We start from the raw sequence: 18,955 nt of genomic DNA, 5'->3' as shown, positions 1-18,955 counted from the left end.
AATCTGTGAAAAATAAAAGGCATGGATGCCACCGGACCCTCTAACAGGTCCCGGCTCCAGGCCTTTATTGCCGGAATCCGGCTTATACCACGTCGTAGCCCTGATCCTCGATCGCTTCTTTAATCGCATTCAGGCTTACTTTACCCTCATCATACTCTACTGCTACCTTCTTAGCCTGCAGGTCAACCTTGGCAGCAGCCCCCAGGCCGCTTACCGCTTTCTCTACAGCACTGACACAGTGTCCGCAGGACATTCCCTCAACCGTTAAAGTTACGTTAGACATGGTAAACCCTCCTATAAAATGTTGTTGTGGCGATTAACCTGTAATGCCCTATTTCATGAGCTTGTTGACCGTAATCAGCAGCTCGTCGATAACCTCATGCTCTCCAGCCTCAATCCGCTCCACGATGCAGCTGCGCATATGCCCTTCGAGCAGCAGCTTGCCGACTCCGCCGAGCGCAGCCTGAACGGCTGCCAGCTGGTTAAGCACATCATCGCAATACGTATCGCGCTCAATCATGCCTTTAATTCCGCGGATCTGTCCCTCTATCCGGTTAAGCCGGGTAGCCAGTCCGTTCTTAAATTCCTCGGAATGATGGCTCTTGCGCTCACCCGGAGCATGACAGCTGCTGTCGCAGGCTGCAGAAGACTGCTTCTCTTCCTTCGGTGCCATCTACATACCTCCCTGTATCCTGGCTGCAAACCAAGCTTAACATACCCCCCATGGGTATGTCGAGAAAAATATCCATGCAGTAAAAAAGGATTTTGTTCAAATGACAGCGAATACCCATGAAGAAACCAATATTTACATATTTTTTATTCTGAATTAGAGGCAGGTAAGCTTTAATGGTTTACGATGGCATTATTATCGGTTTCATTGCCGGCTTGTTCCGTGGCGGACTTAAGCACGGCCTTGTCCAGTTCAGCAACATCCGGCTTAAGTCAGGCTGGATCTTTCCGCTGCTGCTGGTATTCCAATTTTTGATGTTTTATATGCAGGAGCGGTCGTCCACTGTAGCCGCAGCCAGCGGATATATCTATATCGCTGTGTATGTGGTAGGGCTGATTTTTTTATGGTTGAACCGGCACAACAAAGGATTCTGGCTGATTTTGATAGGCGTATTCCTGAACTTTCTGGTTATGCTTGTCAACGGAGGGAGAATGCCGGTATCCTACGAGGCAGCGTCCGTACTGGACCCTATCTACCTGGAGATGCTGAAGAGCGGCGATGCCGTCTCCAAGCACTACCTGCTGGATGCCTCAACCCGGCTGGCTTTTCTGGGTGACATCATCCCCCTGTCCAGCCCTTATCCGCGTACGCAGGCCATCAGCATTGGTGATGTAGTCATGAATTTCGGAATTTTCCTGTTCATACTTAACATTATGACACCTGCCGCCACAACCAGGACTACACAGCCTGATATGCAGGGATAAGCCGCTAACTGATTCTATGAAGGGAGGATTTATCTGTGAAAAAGAAACTGGAAGGCATCAAATATTCCCGTCTGGCAATCAATGCTATTATCGTAGCTTCTGTTGTTATTGCTCTGACTTCGGGCTACAAAATCGGCGGTCTATAAGATGCTTCAGAACGAAACAGGCGGACATTCCGCCTGTTTCTTTACATTACGGCTATTCAATTATTCCTAAAACCATTATTATGTACAAAGGAATATTTTGATAATGTAAAGAGGGGTCCTCATGTCTAAACTTAAATCTTTTGTTGCAACGCTGGATTCAGGCCACATGTATGCACTGTCCGTATGCCTGGTCGGCATGGGACTCTTTTCATATAGTAACCGCTTTGAGTTCCTCCACTACTCCACCTCCGCCTGGGTCTGGGTTTATGCAATGACCAGCGCCTGCCTTATCCTTAACTTCTTCATGATCCAGCTTCCGCCGGAAGGCAATGAGCAGTCGATGGATTCCTCGGTGTATCTTGCCTGTATATTTATATTCGGACCCGGCTTTACACTGACCGTCCTGCTGCTGAACTGTATATTTTTTGCTGTCATAGACCGCGGTACACGCTGGTGGAAGCACCTGACGAACTTTTTTATCTACTCCATTATGATCACCGTATCAGGCGCTCTGTTCCAGTACCTCGGAGGAAGCTCCGGGCCGCTCATCAACACCCAATTATTCAACTATCTCCTTGTGCTGACGGTTTATTTCGCTACCAATACCCTGCTTGTCGTCTTGTACTATTATATTTTGTACAGAGCTACCCTTTTTGAGACCATCAAAGGTATGATTAAGGACTCCGTATTCGTTTATCTGTGTACTTTAGTGCTTTCCCTCGTCTTGACTGTGCTGGTCTATCATAACCAGATCCTTGGACTGCTGCTCTTTATGGGCCTGGCGGTACTGCTCTGCCAATCCTTCAAGAAGCTGTTTGCCATGTACCGCAGTATTGAGGAAAGAGCCAACACCGATCAGCGGACGGGGCTGTTCAACCACAGCTACTTTGAAGAGGTTCTGGAACAGGAAATTCAGAAGTCACGGTCCGCCGGTACGCCGCTTTCGCTTGCCATGATCGACCTTGACGACTTCAAAAAATATAACGATCATTTCGGTCATCTTCAGGGGGACAAGCTGATCTCCTTTGTCGGGGAGCTGCTGAAGACCGAATCCCGGAAATCCGGTACGATTGCCGCCCGGTACGGCGGTGAGGAATTCACGCTGCTGATGCCAGGCTACGACAGCCTTCAGGCACAGGCCTACATTGACCAGCTGCGCAAAAAGCTCAACAACAGCCGCTTTGACGGCGTCGAGATTTTTCCGCTTGGCTGCCTCGCCTTCTCAGCAGGCGTTGCAGCCAGCAGCAGCGATATCCATGACAAATCCCAGCTTGTAGACCAGGCCGATCAGGCACTCTATTACTCCAAACGCCAGGGCAAAAATACCGTGCATACCTACGGGGCCCATTCCCCGCTGGAGCAGGAGCTGGACTTCAGCCAGGATGTGCGGGATATCGAGCAGCAGCTCAACCTGTTCATGTATAAGGATATGGAGACCTTCCGCCACTCCAAGCGCGTGTTCCGATATGCGATGGATATCAGTGAAATTCTGGACATGGATGCCATCTCCAAAAGGAACTTCACCCTGGGCGCGCTGATCCACGACATCGGCAAGCTGGAGATTCCCTGGAGCATCCTGAACAAAACAGACAAGCTCGCGCCCGAGGAATGGGAAATGGTAAAATGGCATGTTACCTGGGGCAAAAAAATGGCGCTGACGAACGACAAGTTCAAGGAGCTGGCCCCTTACATTGAGCTGCACCACGAACGTTACGACGGCAAAGGTTATCCCTACGGGTTCAAAGGTGAGGAAATCCCCCGCCTGTGCCGGATGCTGACGATTATCGACTCCTTTGACGCCATGACCACCGAACGGCCGTACCAGCCGACCAAATCCTTTGAGGAAGCGGTTATCGAGCTGCGTGCCTGCGCCGGAAGCCAGTTTGACCCTGAGCTGACAGAGCTTTTTATTAGCTATATTGAATCCAGAGAGCCCCGGCATGGACATGCGGTGATATAATCACCGCCGTCCCCGGACGGCTCCTTTTTTTTGCTGCCTGCCCTCTGCTGCGCTCCTTCGTATACAACCCTGCTATTACGTTTATACTTTCAACTGGATAGCGCAAAATTAACTATTGCCACCCTATTCAAATTTGAATATAATAGGTTCTGTTTCTAGAATGAACGTGAAAAGGAGTCTGCGAAGCATGCATACAAAAGAAAGCAATATGAAGCTCGTGGTTGTCGGCCTGCTGCTTGGTATTCTGATGTCCGCAATGGATAATACCATTGTAGCTTCAGCTATGGGCACCATCGTATCCGAGCTTGGCGGGCTCGACAAAATTGTGTGGGTTACCTCCGCATATATGGTTATGGTCATGGCCGGAACGCCGATCTTCGGCAAGCTGTCCGACATGTACGGCCGCAAACGGTTCTTTATCTTCGGCCTTATCGTCTTTTTGGCAGGCTCTGCCCTGTGCGGAACAGCGGCCAGCATCACACAGCTCAGCATCTACCGGGCTATTCAGGGGATTGGCGGCGGTGCGCTGATGCCGATAGCCTTCACCATCGTGTTTGATATTTATCCGCCTGAGAAAAGAGGCAAGCTGACCGGCCTCTTCGGTGCCGTCTTCGGCATCTCCAGCGTTATCGGGCCGCTTCTGGGCGCGTACATTACCGATTATCTGAGCTGGCAGTGGGTCTTCTACATTAACCTGCCGATCGGCATTATCGCCTTTGTACTGATTGCGATGTACTATAAGGAATCCGTTTCTCATGCCAAGCAGCGGATTGACTGGGGCGGCGCCTTTACACTGGTCGGCTCTATCATCTGCCTGATGTTTGCACTCGAGCTTGGCGGCAACCAGTACACCTGGGATTCAGCTACCATTCTCGGCCTGTTTGCCGGCTTCGCCGTGCTGCTGGTTATCTTCATCTTTATTGAACGTTCAGCGGCTGAGCCCGTGATTTCGTTCGCGATGTTCGGCAAGCGCCTGTTCGCGACCAGCAGCCTGATCGGGCTGTTCTACGGTTCTACTTTTATCGTAGCTACTGTCTACATTCCAATCTTCGTGCAGGGGGTTAACGGCGGCTCCGCAACCAACTCGGGTCTGATTCTGATGCCGATGATGATCGGCACCGTGCTCGGGAGCCAGACCGGCGGGCTGCTCACTACCCGGACCAGCTTCCGCAACATTATGCTGCTGTCAGCAGTCTGCTTTCTGGCTGGCGTGTTCTGCCTGAGCACATTGTCACCGGAAACCTCGCGTCTGATGCTGAATGGCTTCATGCTGCTGACCGGGTTCGGTGTCGGCTTCTCCTTCTCCGTGCTCAGCATGTCTTCGATCCATCATTTTGACATCCGCCAGCGCGGCTCTGCGACTTCCACCAGCACCTTCATGCGCTCGCTCGGCATGACGCTCGGGATCACAATCTTCGGGATTATCCAGCGCAACAGCTTCACGGACGGCCTGAGCAGCGCTTTTGGCAACAGTGAACAGGCCGCTGCCTTCGGCAATCCGCAGGCGGCATTGACCCCAGAGGCCCGGGCCAATATTCCTGCTGATGTCCTGGGCAAGATTACCGGGGCCCTGTCCGATTCTATCTCCCACACCTTTATGTGGGCGCTGATTCCTGCGGCACTTGGAGTAGTCTTTGTTATCCTGATGCCTAAGGACCGGCTTACACTCAAGCCGAAGACAGCCCAGCCTTCCGGCGGCCGGGGGTAACCCGCGATGTCGATGAAGATGGTGATTCTCGGTGTGCTGCAGGAGAAAGACATGCACCCTTATGAGATCACACTTATTATGAAGGAGCGCATGTACGACCAGATGATGAAGCTGCAGATGGGCTCCCTCTACTACGCTGTCGACAAGCTTGCGCAGGAGGAGTATATCGAAGCCGTGGAGACGATCCGCAGCAATGACCGGCCGGACAAAACCATTTACCGGATCACCAGCAAAGGCAAAGCCCTGTTCGAGCAGCTGATCCTGCAGCAGATCAAGAAGACAGAGCTGGTCTTTCATCCTCTCTACATGGCTCTGGCGCTTTCGCGTTATATTGACCAGGACAAGGTGGAAAAGGTTCTGGAGGAGCGCATCCGGGAGATCGAGCATCAGGTCAATTATGCCTATCAGGTGTACGAGGAGCATATCTCAGTTGTTCCCCGTTCGGCGCTGCATCTGATGTACGGCCGTTATGAGCATAGCCTTACCGAACTAAAATGGCTGAAACGGCTTTATGCAGATGTTGCGGAACGTAAACTGAACGATTTTGGAACACCGTTGTCACTATAGATACTGTTTGGATAAAGGGGCCCTGAGGGGCCTCTTTGTTGTTTAACAACACCGGAATGCGTGTATTAACGTGCAAACTATTCTTTACGAGAGCGAGGGAATGAAAATGGATAAGGATAAAGAGCAATTAAAGGAGCACAGGCTGCAAGGGGAAAGCCGCGACCATCCTGAGCAGTACCCGACAGACCAGCCCAGCCTGTTCGATCTGCACGAAAGTGAGCAGCATGTAGACCCGATTCCGGTGGAGGATCTGACGCTCGAGAAGCAGGAGGAAAAAGATAAAGAAGGCACCAAGCACCGCTCCTCCAGTGACAAAAAGTACCATACCGGCTTCTAAAAGTGTACAATATCCCTGAGCTGTTATTCCAAATGTGACGGAGGGATAGGTTTTGCTGAAAACGCTGCCACTTAACACACGGGGAATCCCCGCCAGCCGTATCGCCCTGGGCTGTATGGGCCTCGGAGGAGGCTGGGATCATGAGCCGCTGACTGCGGATAATATCCGCCAGGGACACGAGGCGGTCGAGGCTGCACTGGCTATCGGCATCAATTTTTTTGACCATGCCGATATTTATACCCGCGGCAAGGCGGAGAAGGTGTTCGGACAGATCTTCAAGGATCGGCCCGGGCTTCGCGGGGAGCTGATTATCCAGTCCAAATGCGGCATCAGGCTGATTGAGCCTGGGGATACAAGCAACACTTTTGATATCTCCGGGGAGCATATTCTGAGGAGTGTTGACGGCACCTTATCCCGCCTCGGCACAGATTACCTTGATATTCTGCTGCTGCACCGGCCCGACCCGCTGATGGACCCGGAGGAAATAGCCGAAGCCCTGCATCAGCTTAAAAGGTCGGGCAAGGTCCGCCACTTCGGCGTCTCCAATATGAGTGCCGCGCAGATCAGGCTGCTGCAGCATTATTGCGACGAGCCCTTCATTGTCAACCAGCTCCACATGAGCCTGGCCAAAATCAGTTGGCTCGATGCCATGGTCAGCGTGAACCGCGAGCCCTGGAAGGACATTACCTTCCCCGAGGGAACGGTTGAATACTGCCGCATGGAGAATATCCAGCTGCAGGCCTGGGGACCGCTGGCCCAGGGCAGCTTCAGCGGGCGTTCCCTCGAAGGCCAGCCGGAGAGCGTAGTGAATACGGCCGCTATGGTCAGCTCACTCGCTGAACAGAAGAACACTACTCCCGAGGCCATTGTTCTCTCCTGGCTGATGACCCATCCGGCGGCCATCCAGCCGGTCATCGGCACAGTGAATCCTAAGCGGATCGCCGCCTGCGCCGGAGCCGATAAGGTGGAGCTGACCCGCAAGGAATGGTACGAGCTGTATATCAGCTCCCGGGGGGAGAAGCTGCCATAGGCAGCCTTCTTCTATCATGCTGTTCATAATCAAAAGAGCGTCACCTCCGGTTGATCAGGCCGGAGGGACGCTCTTTTTCAGCTTCATAAATGTTAGTTGTTTTTCACCTGCTCAAAGGTGTTCTTGAAGGTGAAGTTTACGACCTTGCCTTGGATGACGTCATTGTCGATGGCTGCACCTCCGACACTGACAGTAGCATCATCAAGGAAAGTAACATTATATACGAGATGCATTGTTTTCTTGGCGGGGAGCACCAGATTTGGCAGAATAGCATCTTTCCCCGCTCCGCTGTTGTACAGATCCTTAAGTGAGCCTACATAAGCATCCTTAATGCTTACATTTACCGGACTGCCGCCACTAAGCACCTGATATGTTGTATTCAATAGCAATTCCCTTGCATCAGCGAATACACTTTGTGCTGTACGGGCAGAGTTCGGCAAATATTTGATAAAGGTTTTGAACGTCTGGTCGACTGCTTCATTGACCTTATTGACATCTTCAGTATTAAGCGTCACTCCGTCCGGCGTAGCCAAGGCGGCTACTGCAACCATCGCCTGCTCACCGAATGCAAGCGCATCTGCCTTTTGTCCCTCTGTTCCTTCAGGAAGCGCAATCAGATCGGTCAGCTTTGCATCCAGCGTTCCGGTATTCTTAATCATCATTGCACGGGTGTGGGAATCCTTCGGTGCCCATAGCCCAGTCCCCATACGGCCTGCATCCGTATCGTTGGTATAGAACATCGGTCCTTCAACCGGTACATCATAACGGTGGGTACTCAGGGTCAGTGTACCGGAGGTAACGGTATTGCCCGTATTCTGGGCAGAGCTGGTGAACAGCGCATAGGTACCGCCGCCAATCGCGGCACATAGCAGAACTACTGAAGAAAGTGCGGTAATGAGTAACTTTTTCTTCTTCATCATAATAATAAGCTCTCCTTAGGAAAAAGGGGGGAAATACCCCCTTTTGTCATTTTGTTTGATTAAAATAAACTATTGCTAAGCTGCCGATTATTAGTTGTTCTTAGTCTGCTCCGCATCCACCTTAATGCTGGCTGTTCCGGATTTGCCCTGATACTCATTGCCGGCATCTTTCGGGAATTCCACTTTGACGTAGATGGTCTCCGAACCGCCTACGGCCAGCACACGGTCCGTTATTGTAAGCGGTATCGTTCCGGCGGCATCAGAATATGCCTTAATGGTTACCGGATGGGTCCCCCCGCCTAAGTCGCCTCCTACAGCCAAGGCAAGATCATACCGCAGCTCCAGCGTGCCTTCATTGCTCACTACAACAGGCTGGATGCTGGAATCGCCGGGAGCCCAGTTGGTCAGATTAAAATATTTTGCGTATGGGGTATCTGTGTCCTCTTTATCCAGACCTACCTTAAGCGTGCCTGCGGCAAAGGTATTGCCTGTGTTTTGTACCGAGCTTGTAAAGATCGCGAAGGACCCTCCGGCAATTAAAGTAGCCCCCAGTGCAGTAGTCGCCATTGCCATTGCCATTGTCTTTTTAAGATTAGCCATTGTAATTTGTCTCCTCCTGGTCTCCATGCATGGAGAATATAATGGAATATTTATTGAATCTTCCCTGACCGCCTCAGCGCTTTAAAAGGAAGCATCAACCGTTCGTCACCGGCGGCAAATCACCGGCTGCTGTCTGCGGCTCTTCAGATTCTTCATCCATCCGCATGATTGCTTTGAAAATGGTTATAATCGACGAGACAACCAGGTAGACACCAGGGGTCAGGATTACAATAATGATGCCTGCAGTCGATTTTACCCAGTTCATCAAAAACCCGATTAAAGGAACCGTGAAGTCCGCGTAGCTGGCAACTACATTGCCTGCGGGAATCGGCGAAGGGTCCTGCGCATCGTTATTGTCACCTTTTGTAATATAGGCAAGCCCGGCGCCAGTGCCGCTAACGCTCACAATCCGGTGAGTGATCAGGCTGCCTGATCCGTCCACAGCTGTGTAGGTAATAACATCCCCCGGCTGAAAGGCTGTCTGCTGCGCTTCATCCTTCACCGGATTAACCGCAATGATAGCCCCGGTCTTAATTCCGGGCTCCATAGAACCGGACAGCACAGTCAGAATTTCCTTGCCCAGAACCTTGGGTGTTCCGCCGTTCATTCTGCTGGTTACCGCTGATATCAGCACGAGCAGAAATATCGCCATCAAGACATACATGAGTACATTACGGGTCCATTTGAGTATCACTTAGGGCAGCTCCTTATTTAAAATCTGATTTGTTTTGTCCTATTTTCACGGTTATACCGTCGGTCACAGGTACATCCGGGTCAGCCGGTGCCGTAGCTCCGGGAGTGGCCGGTTCCTCAGCCTCAGGCTTCGCCTGCTCCTCAGCTTCGGGCTTCGCCTGCTCCTCGGCCTCGGGCTTCGCCTGCTCCTCGGCTTCGAGCTTCGCCTGCTCCTCGGCTTCGAGCTTCGCCTGCTCCTCGGCTTCGAGCTTCGCCTGCTCCTCGGCCTTGAGCTTCGCCTGCTCCTCGGCTTCGAGCTTCGCCTGCTCCTCGGCCTCGAGCTTCGCCTGCTCCTCGGCGGCCTTCAGCTCCTGCAGCACATCTGCTGCCTGAGTGTACAGCTGCGAGGCTTCATCAGCATAAGCTCCGGCTTGAGAGGCGGCTGTCAGCGCCTGCTGATAGGCTGCCTGCACATAGGTATCCACCCGAACGGTAGAGGCAAGCTTACGGACCATCTCCTGGAACTCGATGATGGACAGACTGGCCTGAGCCAGCAGCTGTTCAAATACAGGAGCATCCGTGTGCTGAGCTGCTTCAAGCTGTTCAAGGGTGACGCCAAAGGGTAACAGCCGAACGCTTATGTCCTCCCTCTGCTGTGCAAGCTCCTGCTGCGAGCGCAAAGAGTAGGCTTCGAGCTGAGCCAGTAATTCAGCTGCAGAAGCGGCAGCTCCGCGTGCCTGCTCGGCAGCCTCCTGTATGCCGCTGATCTGTCCCTCTGCGGTTCCGGAAGCTGCGTTTGTATCCGCAATGTCTGCGAACGCCCCTTTCGCTGCCTCACGCTTCAGAACAGCCCGGTTCATCGCTTCGCTGGCCTGATTAGCCAGCTGATCCACTGTTACCGGAAAAACAAAGGCACTTGTAATACCCGATTCTGCCGCTGTGCTGCCGGTAATAAGCGCATACGTCGGGGAGGTAATCTGACCGATGCCATAGGCGGAGATCACCACAATTCCCGCAAGCTGCGGAAGGATTAACCGGCGGTTTTTTTTCTTGCGCGAAGTTCGTGAAAGCCTCACAGGAGCCTCTCCTTTGGTAGTCCGCATATGCCATGCAAACTAGTTCGTCTATCAGTCATTTGATCTTTATGAAGAACATATAATGTTCGTTATAAAGAACCTTGGCATAAGTATATGTCATGTTCCCAGAATATTTAAACCTTCATTTTTAAGCAATATTCGTTATAAAGAACGATTCTAGTTTGTTTTCCTTAATTTATCTGAGGTTTACTCACGTTTTCGTACTTTTTAAAGAACAACATCAAGGAAATTGGATTTTATCAGTTATGCAGATTGAAGCTGCTGCGGGGAGTGAAAATGAGGTGAACGGTAATGAAATGATTCTGAATGGATTCATACACCGCTTCGATAGTGCTTTGTCCGTAGTAGGGTTATTTGCTATACTGTTAACAAAAAGTGCGGAGGGGCGTTTAACTGTGCCGGAACATTTAGGAAATCGCATTCACCAGCTCCGCCTGGAGAAGGGCCTGTCCTTATCCGAACTGGCGGATAAGGCTGATGTGGCGAAATCATACCTTAGCAATGTGGAACGAAATATTCAATCCAATCCCTCTATCCAGTTCATCGAGAAGATGGCCGATGCACTCCAGGTATCTATTCATATCCTGCTGTACGGCGAACCGCTGGAAGCGCAGGAGACTACACTCGACGGTGAATGGTTGCGTCTTGCACAGGAAGCTATGGCTTCCGGAATAAGCAAGCGTGAATTCAAGGAGTTCCTCGATTATCAGAAATGGCGGCTGGAGCAGAAGGAATAGCTGCCAGGAAACATATACATTCCTATTCAGCAAAAAAGGGCACAGCCTCATTCGCTGTGCCCTTCTCTGTATGTAACATCCGGATGACCCTCTGCATTACATCGCCTGTAACGCCCTTTCACTCAGAAACCGGCGGATCTCCTCCGCCTTGAGGCCGGCCTGCCTGGCCGCCATCATTAAATACACCCATTCCAGATCCAGATCACCCGTTTGCAATTCTCTGTCATTCCCCTGGTTGGACTTATCCAAGAAATCTCCTCCTAAGATTATACGTCCCCAGGCAGTCCGGCCATCATAGTATTTCTACATTAGATCCGAGACTTTGTGCCCCTGTCTTTCGTCCAGGTTTACCCTTTACTGGACCCTTTACATGAAAGGATCTGGCTACAACCGGTCATTAAAAGTATGAAACCGCTCTCTGCAATAACATTATATAGCATCCCATTAACAAAGTGTGTCGATTGTTGGAAATATTCTGAGCGAATATCTTCGGAATTTACGATTCATTTTGTAATATTTTGATTAAACTATATGAAAACTGTGCGCTATGACCTATGACTAGCTGGATACCAGGCTATTTTCTCAGAATAAAACATAGACTTATTTACCCTCTTTCCCGCTCTCTAATCAGCCCACAGCATTTATAATGGTTCTGGATGAATAACGGCCTGAATCATACCATTTTGCGAACGGTATAGCACAAAGTATGAATTGATTAGCTGACCCCAAAGTAGCACAATAGAGGTGCAATGAAACCGCAAACATATCAGCCCCACCAGCCGCTGGTGCTTTTCCTGGCGCATGTGGGGTTCATCCGTTAGGAGGATGTATTCATGGCAGCCAAAGGACCTTATAATGAATCCGTTTGGAGCAGTTATCACGGACCGAATCTGGGCTATATTCAAGACAAGTATGAACAGTTTATCAATGACCCCTCTTCAGTAGAACCTAATTACCGCGATCTATTTACTACAAACGGCCCTCCGCCGATGGCACCGGTAACCGAGCAGGCTCCGCTGCCTGCTGTAACAGGGGATGCCGAATGGCTGAAGAAAGCCGTAAGAGCCTCCAAGCTGATCGCTAACATTCGTATACATGGCCACCGCGCCGCCAATATCGACCCGCTTGACCGCGGAGAGAATCCGATGGCCCAGTGGCTGGACTTCCGGACTTATGATTTGACCCGTGAAGATCTTACAGCTATGCCTGCCTCGCTGATCTGGGAGAATGCGCCCGGAGATGTTAAAACCGCCTGGGATGCGGTGCAGCGGATGCTGCAGGCTTACACCCGGACTATTGCTTATGAATTCGGGCATGTGCATGAAGAGAAGGAGCTGCGCTGGCTGAACAGCCAGGCCGAGTCAACGAGCTCACCCGCTCCGCTGAATAATGATGAACGCAAGGAGCTGCTGAACCGGCTGATTCAGGTGGAGCAGTTCGAGACCTTCCTCCATAAAACTTTTGTCGGCCAGAAGCGTTTCAGCATTGAAGGCAACGATGCGCTGGTACCGATGCTGGATGAAATTGTACGCGCAGCCGCACATGATGGTGCCGAGCATATTCTCATGGGCATGGCTCACCGCGGACGGCTTAACGTTCTGGCTCACATTTTGGGCAAGCCATATGATATTATTTTCTCAGAGTTCCATCATTCTCCGAACAAAGAGCTGTTCCCTTCCGAGGGCTCGATGGGCATCAACTACGGCTGGACCGGGGATGTCAAATACCATCTCGGCGCAGACCGTGCCGTACGGCATGGGGAAACGGTTCGCACACGGATTACGCTGGCCAACAACCCGAGCCATCTGGAATTCGTTAACCCGGTAGTCGAGGGCTTCACCCGCGCCGCACAGGAGGACCGGAGCAATCCGGGATTGCCTAAGCTGGATACCAGCAAGGCTATGGCCGTGCTGATGCACGGCGATGCCGCTTTTCCCGGCGAGGGGATTGTCGCGGAAACCCTTAATATCGGCAAACTGAAGGGTTATCAGAACGGCGGTACGGTGCATATTATCGTCAATAACCGCATCGGCTTCACTACGGAGAGTGAAGATTCCCGCTCCACCCATTATGCCAGTGACCTGGCCAAAGGCTATGAAATTCCGATCGTGCATGTCAATGCCGATGATCCGGAGGCCTGCATTTCCGCAGTCCGTCTGGCCAGCGCTTACCGCAATCTGTTCAAGAAGGATTTTGTTATCGATCTGATCGGCTACCGCCGCCACGGCCATAATGAAATGGATGATCCCGAGACAACCCAGCCGGTTGTCTACAGTAAGGTCCGCAATCATCCGACGGTCTACAGGCTGTATGCTGAACGTCTGCAGAGCGAGAGGGTCCTTACAGCAGAAGATGTGAAGCGTATGAGCGCTGAATCAGAAGGCGTCCTGCAGGCGGCCTTTGAATCCATGAAGGAAGGCAAGCATAAAAATGGCGAGTCCAAGACGTCGGTTGTGCTTGAAGCCGAATCCAGAGCTCCGCGGTCTACAGCGGTTCCCCTCGGTACCCTGCAGGAGATCAACCGCGAGCTGCTGACTTCACCTGCCGGCTTCAAGGTATATCCGAAGCTGGAGCGGATTCTCCAGCGCCGCAAGGATGCGCTGAAGGACGGGGAACGGGTTGACTGGGCGCTGGCCGAGACGCTGGCCTTTGGAACGATCCTGAAGGACGGCACGCCTATCCGCCTCAGCGGACAGGATTCGCAGCGCGGTACGTTTGCCCACCGCCATCTGGTGCTGCATGACAGCGAGACGGGAGCCCTTCATTCACCGCTGCATCAGCTCAGCTCCTCCCGCGCTTCCTTCGGGGTGTACAACAGCCCGCTATCGGAAGCCTCGGTGCTTGGTTATGAGTACGGCTATAATGTGTTTGCACCTGATACCTTTGTAATCTGGGAAGCCCAATACGGCGATTTCGCCAATGCCGCCCAGGTTATCATTGACCAGTTCATCTCTGCCGGACGGGCCAAATGGACACAGCGCAGCAACCTCGCGATTCTGCTGCCGCACGGCTACGAGGGCCAGGGGCCTGAGCATTCCAGCGCCCGGCTGGAGCGCTATCTGCAGCTCTCCGCTGAGGAGAACTGGACGGTAGCGAATCTGACCAGTGCCGCGCAGTATTTCCATCTGCTGCGCCGCCAGGCCGCCCTGTGCGGGCAGCCGGATGCCCGGCCGCTGGTCATCATGGCTCCGAAGAGCCTGATCCGCAATACGCGCAGCACATCCCCTGGAGCAGAGCTTGCCTCCGGCGGCTTCCAGGCTGTACTGCCTGAGCCGCTGCTGGGCAGCACGCCGGCTGAGGTCAAGCGTCTGGTTGTCTGCAGCGGCAAGGTGGCAATCGACCTGCAGACCGAGCTGGAAGCGGCAGGCGGCCGCGACTGGTCCTGGCTGCATATTCTCCGGCTGGAGCAGCTTTATCCGTTCCCGCAGGCCGAGCTGGCAGCACATCTGAACAGCCTGACCTCCCTGCAGGAAATTGTATGGGTACAAGAGGAACCCAAAAATATGGGCGGCTGGAGCTATGCCGAGTCCCGGCTGCGTGATATCTCTCCGCAGCAGGTCAGCGTACGGTATATCGGCCGTCCTGAACGGTCCAGCACGGCCAGCGGATATGCGGATGTTCATACCTTCGAGCAGCGCCGCATAGTTACGGAAGCCCTGAAATTGAACTCGCAAGTACAAGCGCCTGTACCGTCCTCCTGACCGGATGACGGTGTCACGATAATGTAAACTATTAAGTTTGGGGAGGTAACGGCCTGTGTCTGAAATTAAAGTACCCGATCTGGGCGAGTCCATTTCCGAAGGAACGATTTACAAGTGGCTGGTTAAGGAAGGAGACACTGTCGGCCAGGGCGATGTGCTGGCCGAGCTTGAGACCGACAAGGTGAACCTCGAGATCAGCGCTGAGGAGGATGGCGTCATCTCCGCCATTCTCCGCCAGGCGGGCGAGAACGTTGCTGTCGGCGAGGCGATCGGCGTGATCGGCGCGGCTGCAGAAGGTGGCACGGCTGCCGGTAGCGGCGCTGGCGGGGAGAGCGGCGCTGGCGGCAGCGCACAGGGAGGCGGCAGCGCACAAGGAGACAGCAGCGCTGCGCCTGCTGCTGCATCTGCGGCAGCGGAGGCACCTGCTGCCGCTGCACCGGCTCCGGCCGCTCCCGAAGGCGCGGCCGGCAGCACTGCGGCCCTGGCTACGCCGGGGGCGCGCAAGCTCGCGCGGGAGCGGGGCATCGACCTCGGCGAGGTCACTGCCCGCGACCCCATCGGCCGGATTGCCCAGGCCGATGTGAACGGCCACGGCGCAGCCGGCCAGGCGGCCGCTGCGCCTGCGGCACCGGCGCCGCAGGCCGTACCGGCTGCGGCGAAGAAGCCAGCTGCGGCTAATGCAGCGCCGCAGGACGGCAAAGCCGTGGAGCGCAAGCGCATGTCGCGCCGGCGGCTGACGATTGCCAGCCGTCTGGTCGAAGCGCAGCAGACGGCGGCCATGCTGACCACCTTCAACGAGGTGGACATGTCGGCAATCCTCGACATCCGCAAGCGGCGGAAGGATGCCTTCAAAGAGAAGCATGATGTCGGACTCGGCTTCATGTCCTTCTTCACCAAGGCCGTGATCGGGGCACTCAAGGCCTATCCTCTGCTGAATGCAGAGATCGACGGCGAAGAGCTGCTGATCAAGAAGTACTATGACATCGGCATCGCCGTTTCAGCGAAGGAAGGACTGGTCGTCCCTGTTGTCCGCGATGCGGACCGGCTCAGCTTCCCGGAAATCGAGCGCCAGATTCTTGGGCTGGCCTCCAAGGCCCGCGCCAACACGCTCAGCCTGCAGGAGCTGCAGGGCGGCACCTTTACAATTACGAACGGCGGCGTGTTCGGCTCCCTGCTATCCACGCCAATCCTGAATACTCCGCAGGTCGGTATTCTCGGCATGCACAAAATCCAGCTGCGCCCGATCGCCCTTGACGAAGAAACCACCGTTAACCGGCCTATGATGTACATCGCCCTATCCTACGATCACCGGATCGTGGACGGCTCAGAGGCAGTAAGCTTCCTCGTCAAGGTCAAGGAACTGCTGGAGGATCCGGAGGCATTGCTGCTGGAAGGGTAACCCTCCAGAAAGAACCGAAGTTCAGCACGGGATGCTTGAATAGTGATAACATAAGATCAACGGCCGGCTAACTTTGTTTGTTGATTATAACTAAACGTCCTCCTAACAAACCGGAGGTTACACACTATACGATAAAGGGAGGCAGGAACATCCAATGTTCCTGCCTCCCTTTTCTACTCATCCTCCCTTTTCCCGCCAACAGCCAACCTAATGGGATTTTTCCCTTTAAACTGCCTCATTCCAACCGCCACGAGCCCACTTAAAGGGATTTTTCCCTTTAATCCGCCTCATTCCTACCGCCACGTGCCCACTTAATGGGATTTCCCCTTTAAACCACCCCATGCCAACCGTTACGTGCCCATTGAAAGGGATTTTTCCCTTTGAGCCACCCTATTCCACCTGACACGAGCCCACTCAAAGGGATTTTTCCCTTTGAGCCACCCTATTCCACCTGACACGAGCCCACTCAAAGGGATTTTTCCCTTTAAACTGCCTCATTCCAACCGCCACGAGCCCACTTAAAGGGATTTTTCCCTTTAAACTGCCCCATTTCAACCGACACGAGCCCACTCAAAGGGATTTTTCCCTTTAAACTACTCCATTCCTACCGCTACGTGCCCACTCAAAGGGATTTTTCCTTTTAATTCGCCTCATTCCAACCCAAACGTGCCCACTTAAAGGGATTTTTCCCTTTAAACCGCCTCATTCCAACCGACACGTGCCCACTTAAAGGGATTTTTCCCTTTAAACCGCCTCATTCCAATCACTCATTTCACCCGTCCATCCCCCTTTCATCAACCGCACCCGCCCCGCCTCGCGTGCCTCCTATATCCTTAGCCTGCAGACACACGGCGCCGCATTCAAATAACCCGGCCCGCTGCAAGCGGAACCGGGTTACCCGTACCATCCTTTTTTTTCACAGCTTTGCAAGCCGTTCAGCTTTTCTTATCACAGCTCTGCAAGCCGTTCAGCTTTTCTTTTCACAACTCTACAAGCCGCTCAACTTCCCTCTACAACCCGCCCTTAATAAGCTCCCCGGCCAGCTCAAGCAGCTGTTCCTTGGTCAGCACCCGGTCGCCCCAGGAATTCAGCTGGACGTAGGCGTCCTTCGGCTCATTGTACCAGGTCAGGTAAAAGAATGAATTCGGCTGGTAATCGATATAATTGTAGATGACCTCCCTGCCCTCTACTTTGATTTTCTCCGCTCTATCCGCAGGCTTCTGAGGGACCGTTATGTTGCCTCCGTTCAACACAAAGGCCGAGAGATTGATGAAGGCCCCACCCTTCATATAATGTGCACTCAGCGCTCCGGTTTCGGTCCAAGGCATCACCTTCATGAATAAGTTGCGCGTCTTATCCTTTTTGGCTTCCCCGATCAATTCGTTCAATGCCTGCTGATAGACCGGGTCGTTATTTGTTACGTCCCCGGCTGGATACAAGGGCTGTACCCCACCATATTTAAAAGCATAACCTCCGGCTGTCTCCGGGAAAATGACCGGCGAGCTCTTAGTCTTCATCTGATCAAGGAATGCCGAATACTCAGTAATCCGCTCCTCCTTATATGCAAACTGCAGCAGTCTTCCTGTACCCTCGGACGTTGGCTCTCCCCTAACAAAATACACAATCTGCTCACCCGGCTTGGCAAAGCTCATCAGCTTCTGCTCATACTTGTGGTAAGAGGATACCCCCTTCGCTAACCGCTCTTCTTCTGTTTCAGTGTTTACAAAATGCTGTACCTTAACCTCTCCCGCCTTGTTGCGGATCTGAATATACTCCGTGGCAGCATAAGCTGATGCTGCAACCAGCAGCGTTACAGCCAGCATCCCTGAGGTTGCCGCGGTTTTGCCGGCAAACCGGATTCCGCCGCGTTTCCGTACCGGCTCCATTTCCCGTATGCGCGTCATGACCTGATCTGTCACATTAATGCCCGGCAGCAGCTCCTCACGGACTGCAGCTCCTTTTATATCTTGGTGCCCGCTATAGATTCCGGCTCGTTCCAAGAGATCCCCTCCTCTGTCTTCATCGCATTCCTGACCTTCCGCTTAATCCGCTCCATCCGCTTGTGCAGCGCATTGGGACTGCTGCCGAGAATCTGCCCCATCTCCTGAAAGGTCAGCTCCTCAAAAACACGCAGCACCAGAATATTCCGTTCCTCCGGTGTCAGTAACCCGAGTGCCGCCCCCAGACCCGGGCTGAATATCCGCACCTCCATCTGCTGTTCCGCGCTTGTGCTCACCGTCTCCGTCTGGAACAGGCGCAGGATACGCTCCTGCATCCGCCGCCGGCGCAGCAGATTCAGACAATGATTGCCCGCAATCCGGTACAGCCAGGCGGAGAAGCTGACCTCCAGCTTGTACCTTCCGATAGACTGGTAGGCCTTGACCAGAATATCCTGCACCGCATCCTCAGCATCCTGCCGGTCACCCAGCATACGGCAGCAATAACGGTACAGCGGCTGCTGGAACTGTCCGACGATCCAGGCATAGATTTCTCGGTTGCCCTGCTGGACCTGCGCGACTACAGCCTCCACCTGCTCCTTATCATGCAAATGCTCCTGTGACGTTGCCAGCACCTCCTTTCCATGTATATCTCTATAACACCTGACCCGTCCAAAAAGTGCCTGTCTCCGGCAAATTATTTTCAGCTA

18 protein-coding genes and 1 riboswitch are annotated in these 18,955 nt (G+C 53.2%); of the genes, 9 read left to right on the top strand and 9 right to left on the bottom strand.

Going from position 1 to position 18,955, the window contains the following annotated elements:
• Window positions 1-82: 82 nt before the first annotated feature.
• A complete protein-coding gene (gene copZ, locus R70723_RS01730; protein WP_039869278.1) occupies window positions 83-283 on the bottom strand; it encodes a copper chaperone CopZ in 201 nt (66 codons plus the stop codon).
• A 48-nt stretch (window positions 284-331) separates the two neighbouring features.
• The gene (locus tag R70723_RS01725) at window positions 332-673 is read right to left on the bottom strand and encodes a metal-sensitive transcriptional regulator (protein ID WP_039869277.1); all 342 of its coding nucleotides are present in this window, start codon (window positions 671-673) and stop codon (window positions 332-334) included.
• Between the two features lie 173 nt (window positions 674-846).
• Between R70723_RS01725 and R70723_RS01720 the strand changes: the two genes are divergently transcribed.
• From R70723_RS01720 to R70723_RS01695, 6 genes are all read left to right on the top strand, one after another.
• Window positions 847-1,434, top strand: a complete 588-nt coding sequence (locus R70723_RS01720; protein ID WP_047170998.1) for a DUF5317 domain-containing protein — start codon at window positions 847-849, stop codon at window positions 1,432-1,434.
• Between the two features lie 267 nt (window positions 1,435-1,701).
• Window positions 1,702-3,540: a bifunctional diguanylate cyclase/phosphohydrolase gene (locus R70723_RS01715; protein ID WP_047170997.1), complete on the top strand. Its 1,839-nt coding sequence runs from the start codon at window positions 1,702-1,704 to the stop codon at window positions 3,538-3,540.
• Between the two features lie 187 nt (window positions 3,541-3,727).
• The gene (locus R70723_RS01710) at window positions 3,728-5,248 is read left to right on the top strand and encodes an MDR family MFS transporter (RefSeq protein ID WP_039869276.1); all 1,521 of its coding nucleotides are present in this window, start codon (window positions 3,728-3,730) and stop codon (window positions 5,246-5,248) included.
• Between the two features lie 6 nt (window positions 5,249-5,254).
• Window positions 5,255-5,815: a PadR family transcriptional regulator gene (locus R70723_RS01705; RefSeq protein ID WP_039869275.1), complete on the top strand. Its 561-nt coding sequence runs from the start codon at window positions 5,255-5,257 to the stop codon at window positions 5,813-5,815.
• Between the two features lie 100 nt (window positions 5,816-5,915).
• The gene (locus R70723_RS01700) at window positions 5,916-6,152 is read left to right on the top strand and encodes a hypothetical protein (RefSeq protein WP_039869274.1); all 237 of its coding nucleotides are present in this window, start codon (window positions 5,916-5,918) and stop codon (window positions 6,150-6,152) included.
• Window positions 6,153-6,204: 52 nt separating this feature from the next.
• A complete protein-coding gene (locus tag R70723_RS01695) occupies window positions 6,205-7,182 on the top strand; it encodes an aldo/keto reductase (protein ID WP_039869272.1) in 978 nt (325 codons plus the stop codon).
• 92 nt (window positions 7,183-7,274) lie between these two features.
• On the opposite strand, the gene R70723_RS01690 is transcribed toward R70723_RS01695, so the two are convergent.
• The 4 genes from R70723_RS01690 to R70723_RS33685 form a co-directional block, all read right to left on the bottom strand.
• Window positions 7,275-8,102: a TasA family protein gene (locus tag R70723_RS01690; RefSeq protein ID WP_039869270.1), complete on the bottom strand. Its 828-nt coding sequence runs from the start codon at window positions 8,100-8,102 to the stop codon at window positions 7,275-7,277.
• Between the two features lie 90 nt (window positions 8,103-8,192).
• Window positions 8,193-8,702: a TasA family protein gene (locus R70723_RS31800; RefSeq protein ID WP_052421152.1), complete on the bottom strand. Its 510-nt coding sequence runs from the start codon at window positions 8,700-8,702 to the stop codon at window positions 8,193-8,195.
• Window positions 8,703-8,796: 94 nt separating this feature from the next.
• On the bottom strand, window positions 8,797-9,396 hold the full coding sequence (locus R70723_RS01680; RefSeq protein ID WP_052421151.1) for a signal peptidase I: 600 nt from the start codon (window positions 9,394-9,396) through the stop codon (window positions 8,797-8,799).
• A gap of 13 nt (window positions 9,397-9,409) precedes the next feature.
• Window positions 9,410-10,450, bottom strand: a complete 1,041-nt coding sequence (locus tag R70723_RS33685; RefSeq protein WP_052421150.1) for a cell envelope integrity TolA family protein — start codon at window positions 10,448-10,450, stop codon at window positions 9,410-9,412.
• Between the two features lie 416 nt (window positions 10,451-10,866).
• Between R70723_RS33685 and R70723_RS01670 the strand changes: the two genes are divergently transcribed.
• Window positions 10,867-11,208, top strand: coding sequence for a helix-turn-helix domain-containing protein (locus tag R70723_RS01670; RefSeq protein ID WP_039878121.1), 342 nt, complete (start codon window positions 10,867-10,869; stop codon window positions 11,206-11,208).
• Between the two features lie 96 nt (window positions 11,209-11,304).
• Here the strand turns inward: R70723_RS01670 and R70723_RS32685 are convergent, their stop codons facing one another.
• Window positions 11,305-11,457 carry an anti-repressor SinI family protein gene (locus R70723_RS32685; RefSeq protein WP_081947430.1) on the bottom strand — a complete coding sequence of 51 codons (153 nt, stop codon included), beginning with the start codon at window positions 11,455-11,457 and terminating at the stop codon, window positions 11,305-11,307.
• Between the two features lie 27 nt (window positions 11,458-11,484).
• A riboswitch (cyclic di-GMP riboswitch) is annotated at window positions 11,485-11,570 on the bottom strand.
• A gap of 471 nt (window positions 11,571-12,041) precedes the next feature.
• Here R70723_RS32685 and R70723_RS01665 point away from each other — a divergent pair.
• Together R70723_RS01665 and odhB are read left to right on the top strand one after the other, a co-directional pair.
• Window positions 12,042-14,909: a 2-oxoglutarate dehydrogenase E1 component gene (locus R70723_RS01665; protein WP_039869269.1), complete on the top strand. Its 2,868-nt coding sequence runs from the start codon at window positions 12,042-12,044 to the stop codon at window positions 14,907-14,909.
• Window positions 14,910-14,964: 55 nt separating this feature from the next.
• A complete protein-coding gene (gene odhB, locus R70723_RS01660) occupies window positions 14,965-16,308 on the top strand; it encodes a 2-oxoglutarate dehydrogenase complex dihydrolipoyllysine-residue succinyltransferase (protein ID WP_039869267.1) in 1,344 nt (447 codons plus the stop codon).
• Between the two features lie 1,010 nt (window positions 16,309-17,318).
• On the opposite strand, the gene R70723_RS01655 is transcribed toward odhB, so the two are convergent.
• Both R70723_RS01655 and R70723_RS01650 read right to left on the bottom strand, forming a co-directional pair.
• A complete protein-coding gene (locus R70723_RS01655) occupies window positions 17,319-18,308 on the bottom strand; it encodes a hypothetical protein (protein ID WP_039869266.1) in 990 nt (329 codons plus the stop codon).
• Window positions 18,269-18,880 carry an RNA polymerase sigma factor gene (locus R70723_RS01650; protein ID WP_047170995.1) on the bottom strand — a complete coding sequence of 204 codons (612 nt, stop codon included), beginning with the start codon at window positions 18,878-18,880 and terminating at the stop codon, window positions 18,269-18,271. The genes R70723_RS01655 and R70723_RS01650 overlap by 40 nt, the downstream gene beginning before the upstream one ends.
• Window positions 18,881-18,955 lie beyond the last annotated feature (75 nt).

Source organism: Paenibacillus sp. FSL R7-0273 (genome assembly GCF_000758625.1).
Lineage (GTDB): Bacteria > Bacillota > Bacilli > Paenibacillales > Paenibacillaceae > Paenibacillus_AQ.
Note: the sequence above shows the minus strand (reverse complement) of the source record. Positions and strands in the feature narration are given on the sequence as shown.

What these genes read in the sequence shown, in the direction of transcription:
- copZ (WP_039869278.1), bottom strand. Translation starts at nt 283, where the DNA reads ATGTCTAACGTAACTTTAACGGTTGAGGGAATGTCCTGCGGACACTGT.
- R70723_RS01725 (WP_039869277.1), bottom strand. Translation starts at nt 673, where the DNA reads ATGGCACCGAAGGAAGAGAAGCAGTCTTCTGCAGCCTGCGACAGCAGC.
- R70723_RS01720 (WP_047170998.1), top strand. Translation starts at nt 847, where the DNA reads ATGGTTTACGATGGCATTATTATCGGTTTCATTGCCGGCTTGTTCCGT.
- R70723_RS01715 (WP_047170997.1), top strand. Translation starts at nt 1,702, where the DNA reads ATGTCTAAACTTAAATCTTTTGTTGCAACGCTGGATTCAGGCCACATG.
- R70723_RS01710 (WP_039869276.1), top strand. Translation starts at nt 3,728, where the DNA reads ATGCATACAAAAGAAAGCAATATGAAGCTCGTGGTTGTCGGCCTGCTG.
- R70723_RS01705 (WP_039869275.1), top strand. Translation starts at nt 5,255, where the DNA reads ATGTCGATGAAGATGGTGATTCTCGGTGTGCTGCAGGAGAAAGACATG.
- R70723_RS01700 (WP_039869274.1), top strand. Translation starts at nt 5,916, where the DNA reads ATGAAAATGGATAAGGATAAAGAGCAATTAAAGGAGCACAGGCTGCAA.
- R70723_RS01690 (WP_039869270.1), bottom strand. Translation starts at nt 8,102, where the DNA reads ATGATGAAGAAGAAAAAGTTACTCATTACCGCACTTTCTTCAGTAGTT.
- R70723_RS31800 (WP_052421152.1), bottom strand. Translation starts at nt 8,702, where the DNA reads ATGGCTAATCTTAAAAAGACAATGGCAATGGCAATGGCGACTACTGCA.
- R70723_RS01665 (WP_039869269.1), top strand. Translation starts at nt 12,042, where the DNA reads ATGGCAGCCAAAGGACCTTATAATGAATCCGTTTGGAGCAGTTATCAC.